The organism is Cohaesibacter gelatinilyticus (assembly GCF_900215605.1).
GTDB classification, from domain to species: Bacteria; Pseudomonadota; Alphaproteobacteria; order Rhizobiales; family Cohaesibacteraceae; genus Cohaesibacter; species Cohaesibacter gelatinilyticus.
Genome location: NZ_OBEL01000001.1, coordinates 1,571,340 through 1,589,804, shown reverse-complemented (window position 1 = coordinate 1,589,804; position 18,465 = coordinate 1,571,340). Strand labels below are relative to the sequence as shown.

The following is an 18,465-nucleotide window of genomic DNA, read 5'->3' as shown; positions in this document are numbered from 1 at the left end:
ATGACGCCAATCAAAGCTGGTTGGCGGCAACACCAATTTTCAGGATATCGGGTAATGATTGTGGTGCGGTCGCTATCACGCCAAGGATTTGAGCGACCGGAACCGGATTGCTTGGTGCCAGGATGATGCGCAGGCTTTGTGGATCTTGCAGGAAGGTGCCGACTTGCGAGGCGACATGTTTCGCAAATTTGGGTGTCGTATAGGCGCCAAGAATGGCTTCGATCTGCGCTGGTGCCATCGTCTGCAATTGATCGGGGCTCATGCCACTCATCAGGCCAGCCAAATTGATCAATTGCGGCAAACCGCCCTGATCCTGCAATTTCAGCTCTGCTGGCAGAATGGATGCTGTTGCCATGGCTTGTTGGGCTTTTTGTGGATTGGCGAGGTAAGCTTTCTTGATGCCGCCAACACCAATAGCGCCATCCAGCTTTGCAATATTGGTCAGATCAACTGTAAGTGGATCAATTCTGAAGCTCTCGTCTGATGGGTTCCAGTTGAGTGCAATGGACTGGTTGAGGGTGAGCTCGTTCATATTCAATTGCGCCATCAATGTTTGAGCCAGAGGATGGCCAAGCATGGAGCGAGAGAGAGTCAGTTTGTCGGTCTTCAGGCTGACGTGAGTTGGAACGGCCAATCCTTCTGTTTTGATAGCGAGATGTATTTTCTCTGCCGCAACCTTGCTACCTTGGTCGTCATCAAAAGCGAGCCCCTCTAAGCCTATTTCGGCACGCGGTGGCATGGCGCGTGCATATTGTTCGGTTGTTGGCTCTCGCCCTTCCATCGTTGCCTTGGTAACGGCCTTGATGGCTTCATAAGTCGGGAACTCGACGTTTGTGATGGCAAAGCGGCCAAGAGACGCCTGTTTGATTTTTTTCGCCTTCACATCGAGATTGGTGATGGCAAGCTCGGCCAGTCCCTTGTCACTCAGATCGGATAGGAGGAAACCATCCATGCTTACGCTTTGCGGTGCCTCCGGATCCTTGCTATCACCACGGCCTTGTGCTTGCAATTTTCCCATTTCAACACGATCAATCGCAAATGAGCCGATGAGTGCGAAATAAGCGTCCGTCAGCTTCTCGATGGTGGCGTTATCCAGTTTTTCATCTGCCTTCAATCTCGGAAGGGCGTCTTCCAGTTCGCTGATCCAATATGTTTTTGGCTGGCGGACTTTCAGGCCATTCTGGATCGTTGAAGCGATTGACAGATCGAAGCTTTTCTCCCCGTTGGCTGTGATCTTTCCCGTTGAACTGGAGCCCAAAGCGACTTTGTCGCCTTCATATTTTGCCATGCCAGGATCAAATACGGACCAAAGAGCTGCGAAGTCAAAATCTTTGTATGTTGTTTTGTCGATGTTGTAAGATATTTTCTCAGGGAATTCGCCGATTTCGCTCTCGTCCAGATCATCAGGCAATTGAGCACTCAGATCGGTCTCACCCTTCTGATATGCTTGTTCCATGCTTGCGATTTTACCATTGGCAACATCTGTGATCGTAATGGGCCCATGTGTTTCGCGTTGAAAGACCTTACCATCTTCCATGGCGTGCGTGGCGTGCTGGATCGGAGTGGTCGAAGAGGCAATCCGTGTGTCCAGTATTAATGGACGCAGATATGCGAGAAGACTTGAGAAAGGTCTGGCGGGATCTGAATTCAGTTTGCCCATATAGGGGACATAGCCATCGTTAAAGACCTGACTTCCTTGCATATCGACGTTGGTGGTCTGGTTGGTTTCAGATTCGTGTGATTTGAATTTCACGACCATCTTGGCATTGTCGACATTGAATTGTTCGAAGCGGTAGCCCTTCTCATCCTGATCTCGCAGACCTTTATAGCTTAGGCTGGGAGCAGTGTAGATGATGTCGAAGGCAAGGAATGGCTTGGCTTTCTTATCTGTTGATGGTTTGCCATTGTCTGGCGAATTGTCGGCAGGTAGTGGGGTTGGCGGAAACATGGAAAGCCAAGCTTCGCTTTCGTCCCATTTGAAAGAGAAGGTGATCTTCAGGTTTTCGGCCTTCAAGGTATCGCTTGCTTCATCATAGCTGTGACTATCGACCGTGGCAGACAGGAAGCCGGTATTATTATAGTCATCCATAATCTGTTTGAAGGTGTCTTCAGCAGCGCTTTGCGCAAGTGTCAGAGAAGTGGAAGCCATGAGGGACAGAATGGTCAAGCTGGCAAGGCGCATGGAAATCTCCTGATGCAATGATCTTTTTTTTCAATTGTCGCGATTATTGGTGTCAAATGAGAATACTTTATGACCAATTTTTCGTCTAAGTGTGAAGTGGTTATTTATTTTTTACCGACTACCAAGGTGTGTGTCTGGAGAAGCAGTATTTCGCTTTGCCACGTGCTGAATTATGTATCGCTGATGCCTAACAAAATTTGGTAATCTCCATGATATCTACCTGTTTTCCTTGGTGCAATTTTCCCGGATGCAGGGAAATACCTAGTTATTTTTTACTTGCGTAGTTTTACCAATAACTATGATCTGTTTTCTTTAATGATTTCTGTGAGTTAAGGCCCTGTTAGTCTCCTGCTGGTATTGTGCAGGCAAACAGGTATCAGAGAGTGTGACGTGAACAGGCGGTTGAGATCTGCAATCTTACTGGTTTTGGGAGGAGTATTGGGCCTTGTGCCAGTGCTCGCTGCCAATCTGTTCATGCGCGATTATGTTCGCTCTCAAGCAGAGGAAAGACTAACTCTTGCTTCCGATCGTTTGCTGAAAAGTGTCGAGCAAGTCATTCAGGAAAGCGTTGATGTCTTTTCAACCTTGCCACATTATCGAGTGCCAATATGTAACGATATGATGCGCCGGAAATTCCTTGGTGCTCAGATACGTCATCATGTGCTTCATGAAATTGGATTGTATAATGCTGGTACCGGGCGTATGTCCTGTTCGTCCCTTCGAGGGGACGTGACGTTTCGGGCCATGTCCAAGCCTATCACCGGGCGTGTGGATCATCTGAAATTCCAGTCTGTTTATGAAGATGCGGCGCATAAGCGTGGCCTTATGGTGAGTTGGAAAGTTTCGGAGAAACTGGCCATTGGCGGTTTTATTCCTGATGGTCATTTGATTCTCAATTCCATGCCGGTTGAATATGCCAGTGCTTCCAGCGTTTCTGTCATGTTGTCCAATGGCCCGGTGCTGGTAGAAACATCCCCGGAGATACGATATCGCCGGATGTCGCCATTTGCCAATTTGATTCCTGATCCCGCCTGGACGCGCGATATGGTCAAGACCATTGCAAAGTCCGACCGTTACCCGGTCATGATTTGGGCAGGGGTGCCGTTCGAATCGGTTTGGGCGACCTTCGTTGGTGCCATGGATCTGATCAATGGTCTTGCAATCCTGATGGGTGCGATGATCATGTTCTTTTTCGTACGCTTGAGCATGAAAAAAGAACCACCGAGCTTCTCTATCGAAACTGGCATCAAGAAGCGTGAGTTCATCCCTTACTATCAACCGGTTATTGATATTCAGACTGGGCGATTGGCTGGGTGTGAGGTGTTGGTGCGGTGGCGCAAACCTGATGGAACCGTCCTGTCACCAGGTGTCTTTATCGATACCGCAGAGGCAACCGGTCTGGCGATGCCAATGACAACTCTGCTGATGGAGCAGGTAGAGGCGGATCTATCTGAGGCTTATGGCAAGCATAGTGAATTGAAGGCAGGTATCAATCTGTTCAATCGTCATTTTGATGATCTGAGTGTGGTAGGTGATATTGAACGAATTTTTGGAAATTCCGGTATTCGTTTCAGTCAGCTCATGTTTGAGGTAACCGAGCGCCAGCCCTTGGAAAATCTGGATCGTGCGCGCGCTATTATCGCCCGCATTCAGAAATTGGGCTCAAAAGTGGCGCTTGATGATGCTGGGACCGGGCATGGTGGTTTTGCTTATTTGCAAAAACTTGGCATGGATGTGATCAAGATCGACAAGTTATTTGTCGATGCGATTGAACCTGGTGTTGAAACTGTACCGATTGTCGACTCTCTGACCCAGATGGCTCAGGGCATGGATATGACAGTTGTGGCGGAAGGGGTTGAGAATGAAGAACAGCTCACCTACTTGCGCAAGATTGGTGTTCACCAAGCGCAGGGATATCTTTTCGCGCCGGCCCTTCCCGGAAAGGCCTTCCTTGAACTGATTGATGCAATTGGGACCTTGGGTCGTGGCTCTACCAATGCTCAGGTTGATATGAGCGACGTAGAGCCCGCTGACAAGCCGATCGTGCCGCAGGTAGTGAATTTCTAACCATATATGAGCAATCAGAGTTTTTCGGCTTTTGACCGTTTTTCCAGCGTGATTTGTTATCTGAAAATTTAGATAAGTTTGCGAAGATTTTTATCAAACTCCGGATTGAGGTGTCTGTATGCTCAGGTGCTTGCCAATCAGAGGGGTGTGAAGCGGATAGATTGAGTTTAACTGAGATTTCATGATCAGGAATGCCAAAAAGATAGCGGCTTATATGATGGCAGGTGTTGCTGGCGTTGCGGTTTTGACGTTTGCTGCACAGTCCATGCTGATGTGGCAGGGCAAGCGAACAGCCGAGGCTGATATGCAGACATCTGCTCAGCTTATGCTGGATCGCGCTTCGCATGCCAGCATGAGTGCTATTGGTGTCTTGGACCGTCTGGCTCAGACGACAGGGCTGTCCTGTACTACAGATCATCGCTTTCTTCTCAGTGATGCCACGCGGGCCGTGCCATGGGTTGATACCATTGGCTTGGTGGATCGCAATGGAAATCTTGTTTGTACCGATATCGGGCAATCATCGCGTCAAAGCGGTTTGCTTCCAAATTATCAGGCCAATGCTCCTGAGATCAGTTTATCGCTATCTGGCAATGAAGTCGGGAAACTATCACTGCTGGTGGTGCGCCATATCAGCAATGGTCGCCGACTGGTTGCGCGGGTTCCCGGTGAGTTATTGGTTCTGGACCCTGTGCGCAATGATCTGCGCCGCTATCGAACAGCCATGTTGTCGCTGGGCAAGAATTCTCCGCTCTATCTGCACGAGCCGATTCAACCATCGCAGGATGTTGCTGTTTCTGTTCGAGAAAGTTCCGACTATCTTCCTTTTGAAGCGTCAATTTCCATTCCTTCAGCTGCTGTAAAGGCCTCTTTGTCCGGAGTGGAAAAGATAATAAATCTGTTTGGGTTGGCGCTTGGGTTGGCGGCGATTGGTGCCGGATATGCGCTTGGTCGTTATCGCCCAGATGAAGGCGACAAGATCCTCGATGCTTTGGATAATGGTGAGTTTGAGGCCTATTTGCAGCCGATTGTCGATTTGAACAATGGCCAGATCAGCGGATGTGAAGTTTTGGCTCGCTGGAACAGGCCTGGTGGCGGGTCTGTGCTGCCACATGATTTCATACCAACGGCAGAACGGTTCGATCTGACGCGAGAGATTACCTGTGCCATTTTTGAAGATGCTCGTGATCTGATTGCACCTATTGTTGATGCAGGATCCGACTTCAAGATTTCCTTCAATTTGTTCTCTCGTCAGTTGGCAGATGATTCCATTCTCTCAGATATCAGGCACGTTTTTGAGGGGTCGCAGATTGCCTATGAGAATCTGGTTTTCGAGATTTCTGACCGCGTGCCGTTGAATGATACAGATCAGGCCAAACGGATCATCAAGAAAATTCAGGAGCTTGGTTCGCAAATTGCCATTGATGATGTGGGGGCTGGACATAGTGGTCTCTATAGCTTGACCGAGATTTCTGTCGACATTCTCAAGCTTGATAAAATTTTGGTGGATTCCCTCAAGCGTGGTCTGGTTGGGGCGGAGGTTGTCAATTCTCTTATTGAACTGGCTTGCAGCCTTGATATTGGTGTGGTTGCAGAAGGTGTTGAAACCGAAGATCAGGTTGAGCATCTCAAAAAGCTTGGCGTTTCCACCGCGCAAGGTTATCTATTCTCTCCAGCATTGCCTGGTAACGCCTTTGTCGATCTGGTTATGGCCTCTCGCAGTCAGGGTAAAATCGCCAAGGCGCCTGCAGCTGATGATGATGACAATATGTCAGTTGACGAGAGTTTCGAGGCTCAGGAAGCCGCCTGATTCTGTTTTGGTTGGTTCTGTTGGCTCAATGACAAACAACTCTTTTCTTTTGCTGTTTTCCTCAATGTTTTGATCAAACAAGCTTTCCTAAGGGAAACTGCTATCCTTCCTTAGGGCTAAAATTCGTTTGAAAATTGGTCAAAGGGCGGGGATTGCTCGAAAATCTGGCATGCCGTCTCTCGTCATATGCGAAAAGAGCGGCTAAACTTTTCCTCATTCGTCTATGAGAAAAAAGTCGTAGCATATATCCCTCTCGTGCCTTGTCAGGATCAGTTGTTCTGACAAGAGCGCGGTTTGCTGCGTTCTGATGCTGAAAAGGAGCCCCCCGTCCATGTCAGATACCCGGTCGGAAAAGAATGAACTGGATGAAGCCGCATGTTTTTATCATTCCTATCCTCAGCCGGGGAAATTGGAGATAGCCGCTACAAAGCCTCTTGGTAACCAGCGAGATTTGGCTCTTGCCTATAGTCCGGGTGTTGCAGCTCCTTGTGTCGATATCGCCAAGGATCCGGGAAAGGCTTTTGACTATACGGCGCGCGGTAACCTTGTGGCCGTGGTTTCCAACGGTACGGCAGTTCTGGGGCTTGGCCCGATTGGTCCGCTGGCCTCCAAGCCGGTAATGGAAGGGAAGGCCGTTCTTTTCAAAAAATTTGCTGGTGTTGATGTATTCGATATCGAAGTCGATGAGACTGGTATTGATAAGTTCGTTGATGTTGTTACCTCGCTCGAGCCTACATTTGGTGGCATCAATCTGGAAGATATCAAGGCGCCTGAATGTTTCGAGATTGAGCGCAAATGCCGTGAGCGAATGGATATTCCTGTTTTCCATGATGATCAGCACGGGACGGCCATTATCGTAGGTGCGGCTGCGATGAATGGCATGGAGCATGCGGGCAAGTCTTTGGAAAATGCCAAGATTGTTGCATCTGGCGCAGGTGCGGCTGCTTTGGCTTGTCTGAATTTGCTGGTATCCCTTGGTGCCAGGCGTGAGAATATCTGGGTCACCGATATTGATGGCGTGGTTTACGAAGGCCGCGAGCAGATGGACGAGTGGAAAGGGGTATTCGCTCAGAAAACAGATTTGCGTACGCTTGATGATGTGATTGATGGGGCTGATATTTTCCTTGGTCTGTCTGCTGGTGGTGTTTTGAAACCGCATATGGTGGAGCGGATGGCAAAGAACCCGCTGATCATGGCGTTGGCCAACCCGAATCCTGAAATTCTACCTGAAGATGCGCAGAAGGTTCGTCCGGATGCAATGTTGTGTACCGGACGCTCGGATTATCCCAACCAGGTCAATAATGTTCTTTGTTTTCCTTATATTTTCCGTGGTGCTCTGGATGTGGAAGCAACTGCAATCAATGAGGAAATGAAACATGCGGTGGTAAAAGCCATTGCAGGGCTGGCGCGTGAGGAGATTTCCGATGTTGCGGCTCAGGCAGCAGACGGCAAGCTGCATCCCTTTGGTCCAAATTATCTGATCCCGACACCCTTTGACCCACGTCTGATTTTGCGCATTGCACCGGCGGTCGCGAAAGCTGCGATGGATACTGGTGTGGCCAAACGCCCAATCGAGGATTTTGAAGCCTATCAGGAACGTCTTCGGCGTTTCGTTTTCCGCTCTGGCTTGATCATGAAAAACATGGTTGCCAAGGCCAAGAGCAATCCAAAGCGGGTTGTTTATGCGGATGGTGAAGATGAACGGGTTTTGCGTGCGGCCCAAATCGCGATAGAAGATGGACTGGCAGAGCCAATTCTTATTGGTCGTCCAGATGTGATGCGCATGCGGGCAGAACGTTTTGGTTTGAAATTCCGTCCAGGTGATGATTGCGAAATTATCAATCCGCAGGATGATCCCCGGTATCGTCAATATGTTGATGAATATCTGGAATGTGTCGGGCGTAAAGGGGTGAACCCACAAGGTGCTGCCACCGTGGTGCGAGTGAACACCACTGTCATTGCTGCCCTTACCGTCAAACGCGGTGATGCTGATGCCATGATTACCGGTCTTGATGGGCGGTTTCGCAAGCATTTGAGGGAAGTGACGGATATTTTGGGCCTTGCGGAGGATATGCATGACTATTCGGCATTGTCATTGCTGATCAATTCCAAGGGTGCCTACTTCCTGACTGACACCTATGTCAGTGAAGATCCCAGTGCAGAGGAAATAGCTGAGACCACGATCAATGCGGCAGAGCATATTCGCCGTTTTGGTATCACGCCGAAGGTTGCGCTTCTTTCGGCTTCCAACTTTGGGTCTCGTGAATTTGATTCTTCTGCGAAGATGCGTGAAGCGGTCAATTTGATTTGGGAGAGGGCACCGGATCTTGAGGTTGATGGTGAGATGCATGGTGATGTGGCATTGTCATCTTTGCTTCGTGATCGTGTCATGCCGAAATCAAAGTTATCGGGTGAAGCCAATCTTCTGGTCTTTCCCAATTTGGATTCGGCCAATATTGCGTTGAATCTGATGAAGGTAATGACAGATGCCTTGCATGTTGGCCCTATTTTGATGGGGGCTTCGAAGCCTGCCCATATTCTTACCCCATCGGTTACTTCACGAGGGGTTACCAATATGACGGCTTTGGCTTCGGTTGATGCGCAGAGCTATTATGAGAAGGCACAAGTTGCTGGTTCTGAGGACGAGTGATCTGTCCAAGATAAAAAGGAGAAGGGTGATTTTCACCCTTCTTGTTCAACCGAAAAGGCGCCTCCAATTGGATGCGCCTTTTGTTTTGTTTTCTATCTCATGTGAAATGATCTATTGAAATGCAGTCTCTGTGAAGCTGCGCAATTTACGAGAATGCAGCCGCTCAACAGGCATTTGACGTAGATTTTCCATGGTCTTGATGCCGATTTTCAGATGCTGCTTGACCTGCTGGGTATAGAAGTCACTGGCCATGCCGGGAAGTTTAAGCTCCCCGTGCAGTGGCTTGTCAGAGATGCAGAGCAGGGTGCCGTATGGGACGCGGAAGCGGAAGCCGTTGGCTGCAATTGTTGCGCTTTCCATGTCCAGACCGATGGCGCGAGATTGTGACAGGCGTTCGACCGGTTCCTGATGGTCTCGCAGTTCCCAGTTTCTATTGTCGATGGTGGCGACTGTGCCTGTCCGCATGATGCGTTTCAGCTCGTAACCTGACAGTCCTGTGACTTCTTCGACCGCTTGCTCCAGTCCGACCTGAACTTCTGCCAATGGCGGAATTGGAACCCATGTTGGCAGATCGGCATCAAGGACATGGTCTTCTCTTACATAACCATGTGCGAGAACATAATCTCCAAGGCGTTGGGTATTGCGCAAACCTGCACAATGGCCGAGCATCAGCCATGCATGAGGACGTAGGACAGCAATGTGATCAGTGATGGTTTTGGCGTTGGATGGTCCAACCCCAATATTGACCAAGGTGATTCCTGAATAGTCATTTCGTTTCAGATGATATGCTGGCATTTGTGGCAGGCGTGCTGGTGCAACGCCTTCGGTTGGCTCTGTATCGCCACGGTATGTTACCTGATTGCCGATTTCGACAAATGCCTCATAAGGACTGTCTGGATTTGCTATCTCTTTCTTTGACCATGCGATGAATTCGTCGACATAGAACTGGTAGTTTGTGAAGAGGACGAAGTTCTGGAAATGCTCTGGTTTTGTGGCAGTATAGTGCGATAGTCGATGGAGTGAATAATCGATGCGCGGTCCTGTGAAAGGAGCTAGCGGTAATATTTCATCTGAATTGAAATGTCTTGTTCCGTTGACGATGGCATCATCGGTGATTGCCAGATCAGGCACGTCGAAAATATCACGTAATGGACGTGACCATGTTTCTGGCAGAGCGCCCTCGACATTCATGCCATGAGGCCATGCGAAATGAACCGGGATTGGAGTCTCGGAAGGACCAACCTCAATGCTGATCTGGTGGTTTTTGATCAATAGCTTGATCTGGGTTTTCAAATAGTGCCGGAACAGATCGGGCCGGGTAATGGTTGTGTGGTATTTTCCGGGGCCGGGTGTGTGGCCAAAAGACAGGCGGCTATCGATATGAGCGTGTGTTGTAGTCTGTAGCCTGATTTCAGGATAAGTGGCACGGTATCGTCCGGTTGAGGGGATATCCCCATTGGCTACGCGGCAAAATGCTTCTTGAAGAAATTGAGTATGAGTATCGTAGATGGCAATCAAACGCTCGATGGCTGCTTCTGCGTCATCGAAGGATTCATGCTGAAATTTTTCCGGGGAATGAATGGAAAAGGTATTTGTCATTTGTTGTTATTCTCCTTTTCCTCTAGTTTTTTGATCTGTTTGCGAGGTGACGTCAAGTGAAAACTATACCTTAGTTTAATTCAGAGGCTTACTGTGACTATTTCGCATTCTGTCACTGTTTCATGTCAGTTTCTTTTTTGCCTTCATCTTGGGAACTGATGGGCCAACTGGTCTTAATCTTGCCTCTTTGATGCAGTTTCAATTTGTTAATATTGTTATGACGTAATAAAATATGGTCGGGTTGCTGGTTGGCCAATCTGCAAAAGTATCGCGATGATGGAGGCATAGGTGTTGTCCAAAATATCCGCTAGTCGTTTTCCTTGGAATGCCATTTTTACCGCAGGTATAGTGATGGTTGGAACAACCACTGTGGACGCCGCTTGCTTGTCCAATCAATCTGGAAAAACTGTATATGCCAAGGTGACTTCGAATAAAGATGGTGGCGAAAAGGTCGGAAATCTGATTGCTGGCACTTCTTTTTGTTTGCCTGTTGCCAAGGGGCAGAAAGCGATAGCCAAGATCACACCCTATGCAGGTGCGAGAATCGGTTGCAAAGTTGAAATTGTCGGCAATGAGACGCTTGAGCTGGTCAAATTCGGTACCATGAACAATTGTACTTTTGTTCCTGGCCGCTGATTCCATTTAACAGAGCATTTGCGTCTTTGTTCAACTTCATACGTTGGAGTGTTTTCTGCGCGTTGCGTCACTATATTTTCGATGACATGAGAAAACCCCGCCAGAGATGATCTGACGGGGTTTTGTGTTTCAGAGCTCTAAGCTACTGATCTTATGAGCAGCCAGAGGTAGAACCGCAGGTGTCACATTTCAGACAGGTGCCGTTACGCACCATGGTGAAGTTACCACATTCGGCGCAACTCTCACCTTCATAACCTTTCATGCGAGCAAGGGCGATCTGATCAGCCTTGCTGGGCTCTGCCTTGCCAACAGCAGGTTTATTGCTTGGAGCGACCTGGCTGTCCGGCTTGAGCATGGTTGCAGAATTGGACGGCATAGCAGCAGAAGGAGCGCTGGCACTTGCCTGAGCTGCGGTGTCCGTGCCGGTATTTGCAGAAGTATCTGCACCATCCACCAGTTTGAAGCGCTCGGTCTTGCCGCGCAGCAAACCTTTGGAGATTGGCACGGCGGCCTTGCCTTCATTTGAGCCGGAGCCAGTTGCGGTTGATGCAATATCTTCCGGGCTGACATGAGCCAGATCGTGACGATCCAGATAGGAAACAGCCAACTCGCGGAAGACATAATCAAGAATGGAGGTTGCATTCTTGATTGCCTCATTACCCTGAACCATGCCTGCTGGCTCGAAACGGGTGAAAGTGAAGGCGTCGACATATTCTTCCAGCGGTACACCATATTGCAGGCCGAGAGAGATGGCGATGGCGAAGTTGTTCATCAAGGAGCGGAAAGCTGCACCTTCCTTATGCATATCGATGAAGATTTCACCAATGGAGCCGTCATCATATTCGCCGGTACGCAGGTAAACCTTGTGACCACCAACGGTTGCCTTCTGGGTGTAACCTTTACGACGGTGGGGCAGTTTCTCACGTTCGCGAATACGGCGCTCAATGATGCGCTCCACGATCTTCTCGGTTACAATTGCTGCACGCTCCTGAACCGGAGTGGCGGTTGCTGCAATTGCTTCTACCGCTTCTTCTGCTTCGTCCTCATCGTCGTCCAGCAACTGGCTGTTCAGTGGCTGGGACAGCTTGGAGCCATCGCGATAAAGCGCATTGGCTTTCAGAGCCAGACGCCAGGACAGCATGTAAGCTTCCTTGCAATCCTCGACCGTTGCATCATTTGGCATGTTGATGGTCTTGGAGATCGCACCGGAGATGAATGGCTGGGAAGCCGCCATCATGCGGATATGGCTGTCGACAGACAGGAAGCGCTTGCCGAGGCGACCGCAAGGGTTGGCACAATCGAAGACCGGCAGATGCTCATCCTTGAGGTGAGGGGCCCCTTCCAGGGTCATGGCACCACAAACATGGATGTTTGCAACGTCGATTTCGTCCTTGGAGAAACCAAGGGTACCGAGCATATCGAAGCCAGGATCGTTCAGCTGCTCATCATTGAAGCCAAGAACATCCTTGCAGAAATCTTCACCGAGGCTCCATTTGTTGAAAGCGAACTTGATATCGAATGCGCTACCAAGCCCAGCTTCTATCGCTTCGATTTTCTCATCTGTAAAGCCTTTTCCTTTCAAGGCGTTATGGCTGAGGGCATTGCAGTCTTTCAGAGAGCCACGACCAACAGCATAGGCTTCGATATCCTTGATCTGTGCTTCGTTATAACCAAGCTTTGCAAGAGACTCTGGTACTGCGCGGTTGATGATCTTGAAGTAACCACCTCCTGCCAGCTTCTTGAATTTTACCAGAGCAAAATCCGGCTCAATACCGGTTGTGTCACAATCCATAACCAGACCAATGGTACCGGTTGGAGCCACAACGGTGGTTTGTGCGTTGCGATAGCCATATTGCTGACCGAGATCCAGAGCCTTGTCCCAAGCCGCCAGAGCGTGGTTGATCAGGTTTTTATCCGGGCAGGAGGCATGATCTAACGCTACCGGGTTGATTTGCAAGCCTTCATAACCGTCTGCATGGCCATAAGCTGCGCGGCGATGGTTGCGAATGACGCGCAACATGTTGTCGGCATTGTCTTCATAACGCTTGAAGGGGCCAAGTTCCTTGGCCATTTCTGCGGATGTCGCATAGGCGATACCGGTCATGATGGCGGTGATGGCTCCACATATGGCGCGACCTTCCTCGCTGTCATAAGGAATGCCACTGGTCATCAACAGACCGCCAATATTGGCATAACCAAGACCAAGGGTGCGATATAGATAAGAGCGCTCGGCAATTTCCGGAGCCGGGAATTGCGCCATCAGAACGGAGACTTCCAGCACCATGGTCCACAGACGGGTGGCATGCTCGAACTGCTCGACATCAAAGCTGCCATCTTCATGACGGAACTGCAGCAGGTTTAACGATGCGAGGTTACATGCGGTATTGTCCAGGAACATATATTCCGAACATGGGTTGGACGCGATGATCTCACCATCATTGATGCAGGTATGCCAGTCATTGATGGTGGTGTGATATTGCAGGCCGGGATCAGCAGAAGCCCATGCAGCATAACCGATGGATTCCCAAAGTTCCTTTGCTTTGACGGTTTTGCGAATGTCACCTTTGATACGGCCTACAAGGTTCCAGTCCTTGTCCTGTTCGACGGCATTCAGGAAGTCATCGGTCACACGAACGGAATTATTGGAGTTCTGGCCGGATACAGTCAGGTAGGCACCACTATCCCAATCGGTGTTGTAGGTCTCGAACTCGAGGTCCTTGTATCCTTGCTTTGCAAATTGAATAACGCGGCGGATATAGTTTTCAGGAACCTGTGCTTTCTTGGCTGCGCGGATCTCGCGTTTCAAAGCCGGGTTCTTGGCTGGATCAAAGCATTCGTCGTTGGAGCCTTCGCAATTGACACAAGCTTTGAGGATCGTTTTAAGGTGCTTGGAGACGATCTTGGAGCCGGTAACAATTGCCGCAACCTTCTCTTCTTCCTTCACCTTCCAGGAAATGTATTCCTCGATATCGGGATGGTCGATGTCTACCACGACCATTTTTGCTGCGCGACGAGTGGTGCCGCCGGATTTGATTGCACCTGCTGCACGGTCACCGATCTTGAGGAAGGACATCAGACCGGAGGATTTACCGCCACCGGAGAGGGGTTCGCCTGCTGAGCGCAGGGACGAGAAGTTGGTGCCTGTACCTGAACCGTATTTGAAGAGGCGTGCTTCACGAACCCAAAGATCCATGATGCCGCCATCATTCACCAGATCATCGCCGATAGATTGGATGAAGCAGGCATGTGGTTGCGGATGCTCATAAGCGGATGCAGAACGGGTCAGGCGACCTGTCTCGAAATCTACATAATGGTGCCCCTGACTTGGGCCATCAATGCCATAGGCCCAGTGCAGGCCGGTATTGAACCATTGAGGGGAGTTGGGTGCTACGCGCTGGGTGCAGAGCATATAGCGCAGTTCGTCAAAGAAAGCACGGGCGTCTTCGTCGGTATCGAAGTAACCGCCTTTCCAACCCCAATAGGTCCATGTGCCAGCCAGACGGTCAAACACCTGCTGACAAGACATTTCCGGTCCAAAGCGCTCATCTTCTGGTAGCTCAGCGAGAGCTTCTTCATCAGGAACAGAACGCCAAAGCCAGGAAGGAACAGAATTTTCTTCGACTTTTTTCAGAGCGGCAGGAACACCTGCTTTGCGGAAATATTTCTGTGCCAGAATATCGGACGCAACCTGAGACCAGGTTACCGGGACATCAATATTTTCCAGCTGGAAAACGATAGATCCATCTGGATTGCGAATTTCGCTGGTGGCTTTGCGAAATTCGATGGACTCATAGGCAGATTTGCCCTTGGTAGTATAGCGCCGCTCTACACGCATTTTCTTCCCTCAATTTGTCCTTCGTGGCAGGCGGTCCAATAAGGATCACCGCATAGTTATGTCGGTTCGGTATTGTCAGCGGGTGGCCTAGCGGGGTGCTGACAGATGCCGAACTATGGTGTCTCACAACGCTTGATTGGGCGTTTTTCGACATTCGACCCGAAAATTCTACAGTTTCATCTGAATGTCAGATGAATCTATATATAGCATATAATCAAATGTCATGCACTATATGTTGTTATCCTCGGTTGGATTTCAGAGGAAATCGCACGCAAGAATCCGTCGCGGCACGGAGGTGATTTCACGGCAAACTCATGCCGTGGATCTGATGAGCCACGCTTGGAAACGCATACAAAATACTGAAAACTCAAACCGCTGAAACCGCCTGAAGCGCACCGCTGTTTGATTATGGTCCAATTATGGCGATCAGCATGCCGGGCGTCAACATCTAGAGGGTCTGTTTTCTGTCAATCAATATCTAGTGTATTTTCACTCGGCTGGGGAAAGGGGGGAGAATCGCGAGTAATCGGCCTTTTCGCCTGTGTGAAACGATTCGAGCCAATCGAGAAAATTCTTGTTAAAATTTTAGTCAAAACTGACAGCCATTTTTGAAGGGCGCTTAAAGTCTCTGTGCTAGCTTTTGTCTCCGAATTAAAAAAGGATAAACCTGACAAAGAGTTGTCTCTTTTGAGGGTGAGACGAGGTGGCGCGACTATGGAACATCATTCTGCATATGGTCTGAACCTTGATTCGCTGGATATCGTGATCGTGGATGACTCCCGAACCGTTCTGACGATGATCCGTTCCATGATTTCCAGTTTGAAAGTAGCGCGCGTTCGGACCTTTGATCGTGGAGATCTGGCATTGCAAGCCATGCTTCATGAGCCGCCCAACGTTATTTTGACCGATCTGGTCATGAACCCCATGAGTGGAACACAGCTATTGCATCTGGTACGTCAGAAAACCATGGTGCCTTTATGCTTTGTGCCCGTGATTGTCGTGACTGCTCATGCAACGCAGAAGAGAGTTGCGCAATTGTTTCAGGCAGGGGCACATCATGTGCTGGCAAAACCGCTATCTGCTGCGGTACTGCAACAGCGGCTGATTTCTCTATTGAATGATGATCGTTTGATGGATCTGGCTGGGGATCGTTATATCATCTCGGGTATGCGTGAAACCCTGCGTGAGAAACGATCGAAACTGGCCTCATTGGAAAAAGCGCGTGAATTTCACGAGCAAGTTCTGCCTCAGGCCAAAGAACATCAAAAACAGGTTGATAATATTCTCAATCATGAGGTCATTCCTGATCATATGATGCCCAGCTATTATGGCTCTCGTAGCCAGCAGATCATCTCCAAGCTCCACCGCCAGGCAGAACAGCAGAGCGAAGAGATGGAAAAGACTCCAAAGACCAATCAGGAGCGCCCTGCGCGTTCTGGTTCCGTTGGCCGATATGGTCGGGTTTCTCGACGGCGTACCGGTTGACCTCCTGTTATGGAGAATGTCTTTTTGCTGATTTGCCTGTTCTGGCCATTATTCCACCAAATAGGCGGAAAAGCTTTTCATTTGGGTCTTTTTGCACTTGGTGGACTGGACAATATGGGCGTTTTCGGGTCTAGTGCCATCAAATCTCAACCGGACCGGTACGACCATGAAGAAATATCTCCTTTTGATTCTGACCTGGTGGGGCAACACGACCATTGGCACCATGTTCCATACTTGGCGTCATGGCACCTATGTTGGCAAAGACCAGTTTGGCAATAAATATTACAAACAGGATGTCAGCAACAATGCTGCTTATTCTGCCAGTCGAAAAGGCGAGCGTCGCTGGGTTATCTATGCTCAGGAAGCTGATGCAAGTGCAATTCCTTCTGGTTGGCATGGCTGGATGCATCATCGTACCGATATCCCACCGACTCAGGACGAATATATTCCGCGTGAATGGGAAAAAGAGCATCAGCCGAACATGACTGGCACGGCAAAAGCCTATCATCCGGGCGGCTCCATCCTGACCCCGGAGAACCGGCCGCAAGTCAGTGGTGACTATGAGGCTTGGAGTCCTTAGTTCTTTTGCAGCCAAATGATGTGTATTTAAAACCCGCATTTTCAGTTCGATCTCTGAATGCGGGTTTTGTTTTGTGAATCCCGGATTTGCTGGAAAAGGAATCAATCGCTGTTCCACCTCTGAAGAAGTGCAGTGGTTTTTTGACACAGTGCTGCCCCATTGCTGCTTATAACAGCGATGGATTTGATATTTGGGGACTTTTCCGTTCTGCTCAGGAATGTCGATCAGGCTTCCCAAAAAGCGGTTGCTTTTGGGCCATGTTCGGGGATAGGAAAAGTATGGCCCCACGCTGGTGACTTTGGCGTTTTGGGGAACGAGATCTGGAACAAAATGATATGATGCGCGCTCAGCCTGCTCGATTGAAGAAAATGTCACGAACGCTTGTCATGGGCGTGATGCTGCTATGGGTAGTGCTGGCTCTGGCTATGCAGTCAGCGAAGGCTGATAAAATTGCCAACGGCGTTGCGGTTTTCTCCGGGTTGGACAAGATTACTGGCCGTATCATTCAGTTCGATGTCTATGTAGATGAGACTGTACAGTTCGGTGCGTTGCAGGTAACGCCCCGGGTTTGTTATACCCGACCACCTACGGAGCCTCAGCAGACCACCGGTTTTGTTGAAGTGGACGAAATCACACTGGAGCGCAAGGTTCGCAGAATTTTTACGGGCTGGATGTTTGCTTCCAGCCCGGGCCTTAATGCGGTTGAGCATGGTGTGTATGATGTCTGGCTGGTTGATTGCAAGCAGAATACCAACGTACCGGCTCCAAATAGCTAGGCTCGGTCATTTCACGCAAAGGGGCGATTGACCTCTTTTTTAGTGCGCGGATCACAGGATTGGATTTACAGTCCAACGCAAAAATGCTCATCCACAAAGAATTAGACCATGCAAGGTGAGGCCAACTCACTGCAATATGGTCTAGTTTCTGGTGTCTGGTTTTCGGGACAATTCTTTGTCTTCTTTGTCTTCTTTGTCTTCTTTGTCCAGTGCAAAAAAGTCGGCATGAGCTTGAAGCGCATGATCAAGCAAGCCGTGATAGTCATCTTTTGCAATCTCGATGGCACCGAATTGGCGTAAATGGTCGGTGATGAACTGGGTATCCAACAGGGTATATCCCCCCGCTTTCAGACGCTCGATCAAATGAACCAATGCAATCTTGGAGGCATCACGTGCCCGGGACACCATGCTTTCTCCAAAAAATGCAGTGCCCAAACTCACACCATAGAGCCCCCCCACGAGTTGCTCACCATCCCATACCTCGACCGAATGACAATAACCCATCTCGTGGAGCTGGCGATATAGGTCATGGATCTGGTTGTTGATCCAGGTCGAGGGTCGATCTGCTACTGATTGTGCGCATGTATCCATCACCAATCCGAAATTCTTATCAGCGGTAATCGTGAATGTGGTGGTTCGCATGGTGCGTTTCATGCGTCTGGATAGATGAAAATCATCCAGCGGTATGATGCCGCGCATGTCTGGCTCGATCCACATCAGCGTCTTGTCGTCGGCGCTTTCAGCCATCGGAAAGATGCCTGCAGCATAGGCGCGCAAAAGCAGCTGCGGAGTAATCGCAAAATCAGGGTCATTCATGGAAACAGACTAGCTTTTCTGTTCAAAAAGAA

General features: G+C 49.4%; 11 protein-coding genes. 7 read left to right on the top strand and 4 right to left on the bottom strand.

Translation table 11 applies throughout. The features are described 5' to 3' along the window. Positions 1–10: 10 nt before the first annotated feature. Positions 11–2,182 carry a hypothetical protein gene (locus tag CRO57_RS07040; protein WP_097152583.1) on the bottom strand — a complete coding sequence of 724 codons (2,172 nt, stop codon included), beginning with the start codon at positions 2,180–2,182 and terminating at the stop codon, positions 11–13. Positions 2,183–2,629: 447 nt separating this feature from the next. Here CRO57_RS07040 and CRO57_RS07035 point away from each other — a divergent pair, with 447 nt between their 5' ends. The 3 genes from CRO57_RS07035 (at position 2,630) to CRO57_RS07025 (ending at position 8,706) form a co-directional block, all read left to right on the top strand. Then, positions 2,630–4,249 carry an EAL domain-containing protein gene (locus CRO57_RS07035; protein ID WP_141401198.1) on the top strand — a complete coding sequence of 540 codons (1,620 nt, stop codon included), beginning with the start codon at positions 2,630–2,632 and terminating at the stop codon, positions 4,247–4,249. Between the two features lie 181 nt (positions 4,250–4,430). Continuing rightward, positions 4,431–6,056 (top strand): EAL domain-containing protein, encoded by a 1,626-nt coding sequence (locus tag CRO57_RS07030; protein ID WP_097152581.1) that lies wholly within the window; start codon positions 4,431–4,433, stop codon positions 6,054–6,056. A 307-nt stretch (positions 6,057–6,363) separates the two neighbouring features. Further along, positions 6,364–8,706 carry an NADP-dependent malic enzyme gene (locus tag CRO57_RS07025; protein ID WP_097152580.1) on the top strand — a complete coding sequence of 781 codons (2,343 nt, stop codon included), beginning with the start codon at positions 6,364–6,366 and terminating at the stop codon, positions 8,704–8,706. Between the two features lie 111 nt (positions 8,707–8,817). On the opposite strand, the gene CRO57_RS07020 is transcribed toward CRO57_RS07025, so the two are convergent. Then, entirely contained in the window at positions 8,818–10,305 is a 1,488-nt protein-coding gene (locus CRO57_RS07020) for an AMP nucleosidase (RefSeq protein ID WP_097152579.1), read from the bottom strand. Between the two features lie 288 nt (positions 10,306–10,593). Here CRO57_RS07020 and CRO57_RS07015 point away from each other — a divergent pair, with 288 nt between their 5' ends. Next, positions 10,594–10,941, top strand: coding sequence for a hypothetical protein (locus CRO57_RS07015; protein ID WP_141401197.1), 348 nt, complete (start codon positions 10,594–10,596; stop codon positions 10,939–10,941). Positions 10,942–11,092: 151 nt separating this feature from the next. On the opposite strand, the gene CRO57_RS07010 is transcribed toward CRO57_RS07015, so the two are convergent. Next, positions 11,093–14,776, bottom strand: a complete 3,684-nt coding sequence (locus CRO57_RS07010; protein WP_097152577.1) for a vitamin B12-dependent ribonucleotide reductase — start codon at positions 14,774–14,776, stop codon at positions 11,093–11,095. A gap of 714 nt (positions 14,777–15,490) precedes the next feature. Between CRO57_RS07010 and CRO57_RS07005 the strand changes: the two genes are divergently transcribed. From CRO57_RS07005 to CRO57_RS06990, 3 genes are all read left to right on the top strand, one after another. Next, on the top strand, positions 15,491–16,261 hold the full coding sequence (locus tag CRO57_RS07005) for a response regulator (RefSeq protein ID WP_097152576.1): 771 nt from the start codon (positions 15,491–15,493) through the stop codon (positions 16,259–16,261). A 166-nt stretch (positions 16,262–16,427) separates the two neighbouring features. Beyond that, positions 16,428–16,841 (top strand): NADH:ubiquinone oxidoreductase subunit NDUFA12, encoded by a 414-nt coding sequence (locus tag CRO57_RS07000; protein ID WP_097152575.1) that lies wholly within the window; start codon positions 16,428–16,430, stop codon positions 16,839–16,841. A 386-nt stretch (positions 16,842–17,227) separates the two neighbouring features. Beyond that, positions 17,228–17,617 (top strand): DUF2155 domain-containing protein, encoded by a 390-nt coding sequence (locus tag CRO57_RS06990; protein WP_244580062.1) that lies wholly within the window; start codon positions 17,228–17,230, stop codon positions 17,615–17,617. Between the two features lie 141 nt (positions 17,618–17,758). Here the strand turns inward: CRO57_RS06990 and aat are convergent, their stop codons facing one another. Further along, on the bottom strand, positions 17,759–18,433 hold the full coding sequence (gene aat, locus CRO57_RS06985; protein WP_097152573.1) for a leucyl/phenylalanyl-tRNA--protein transferase: 675 nt from the start codon (positions 18,431–18,433) through the stop codon (positions 17,759–17,761). Positions 18,434–18,465 lie beyond the last annotated feature (32 nt).

What these genes read in the sequence shown, in the direction of transcription:
- CRO57_RS07040 (WP_097152583.1), bottom strand. Translation starts at nt 2,182, where the DNA reads ATGCGCCTTGCCAGCTTGACCATTCTGTCCCTCATGGCTTCCACTTCT.
- CRO57_RS07030 (WP_097152581.1), top strand. Translation starts at nt 4,431, where the DNA reads ATGATCAGGAATGCCAAAAAGATAGCGGCTTATATGATGGCAGGTGTT.
- CRO57_RS07025 (WP_097152580.1), top strand. Translation starts at nt 6,364, where the DNA reads ATGCTGAAAAGGAGCCCCCCGTCCATGTCAGATACCCGGTCGGAAAAG.
- CRO57_RS07020 (WP_097152579.1), bottom strand. Translation starts at nt 10,305, where the DNA reads ATGACAAATACCTTTTCCATTCATTCCCCGGAAAAATTTCAGCATGAA.
- CRO57_RS07010 (WP_097152577.1), bottom strand. Translation starts at nt 14,776, where the DNA reads ATGCGTGTAGAGCGGCGCTATACTACCAAGGGCAAATCTGCCTATGAG.
- CRO57_RS07005 (WP_097152576.1), top strand. Translation starts at nt 15,491, where the DNA reads ATGGAACATCATTCTGCATATGGTCTGAACCTTGATTCGCTGGATATC.
- CRO57_RS07000 (WP_097152575.1), top strand. Translation starts at nt 16,428, where the DNA reads ATGAAGAAATATCTCCTTTTGATTCTGACCTGGTGGGGCAACACGACC.
- CRO57_RS06990 (WP_244580062.1), top strand. Translation starts at nt 17,228, where the DNA reads ATGGGCGTGATGCTGCTATGGGTAGTGCTGGCTCTGGCTATGCAGTCA.
- aat (WP_097152573.1), bottom strand. Translation starts at nt 18,433, where the DNA reads ATGAATGACCCTGATTTTGCGATTACTCCGCAGCTGCTTTTGCGCGCC.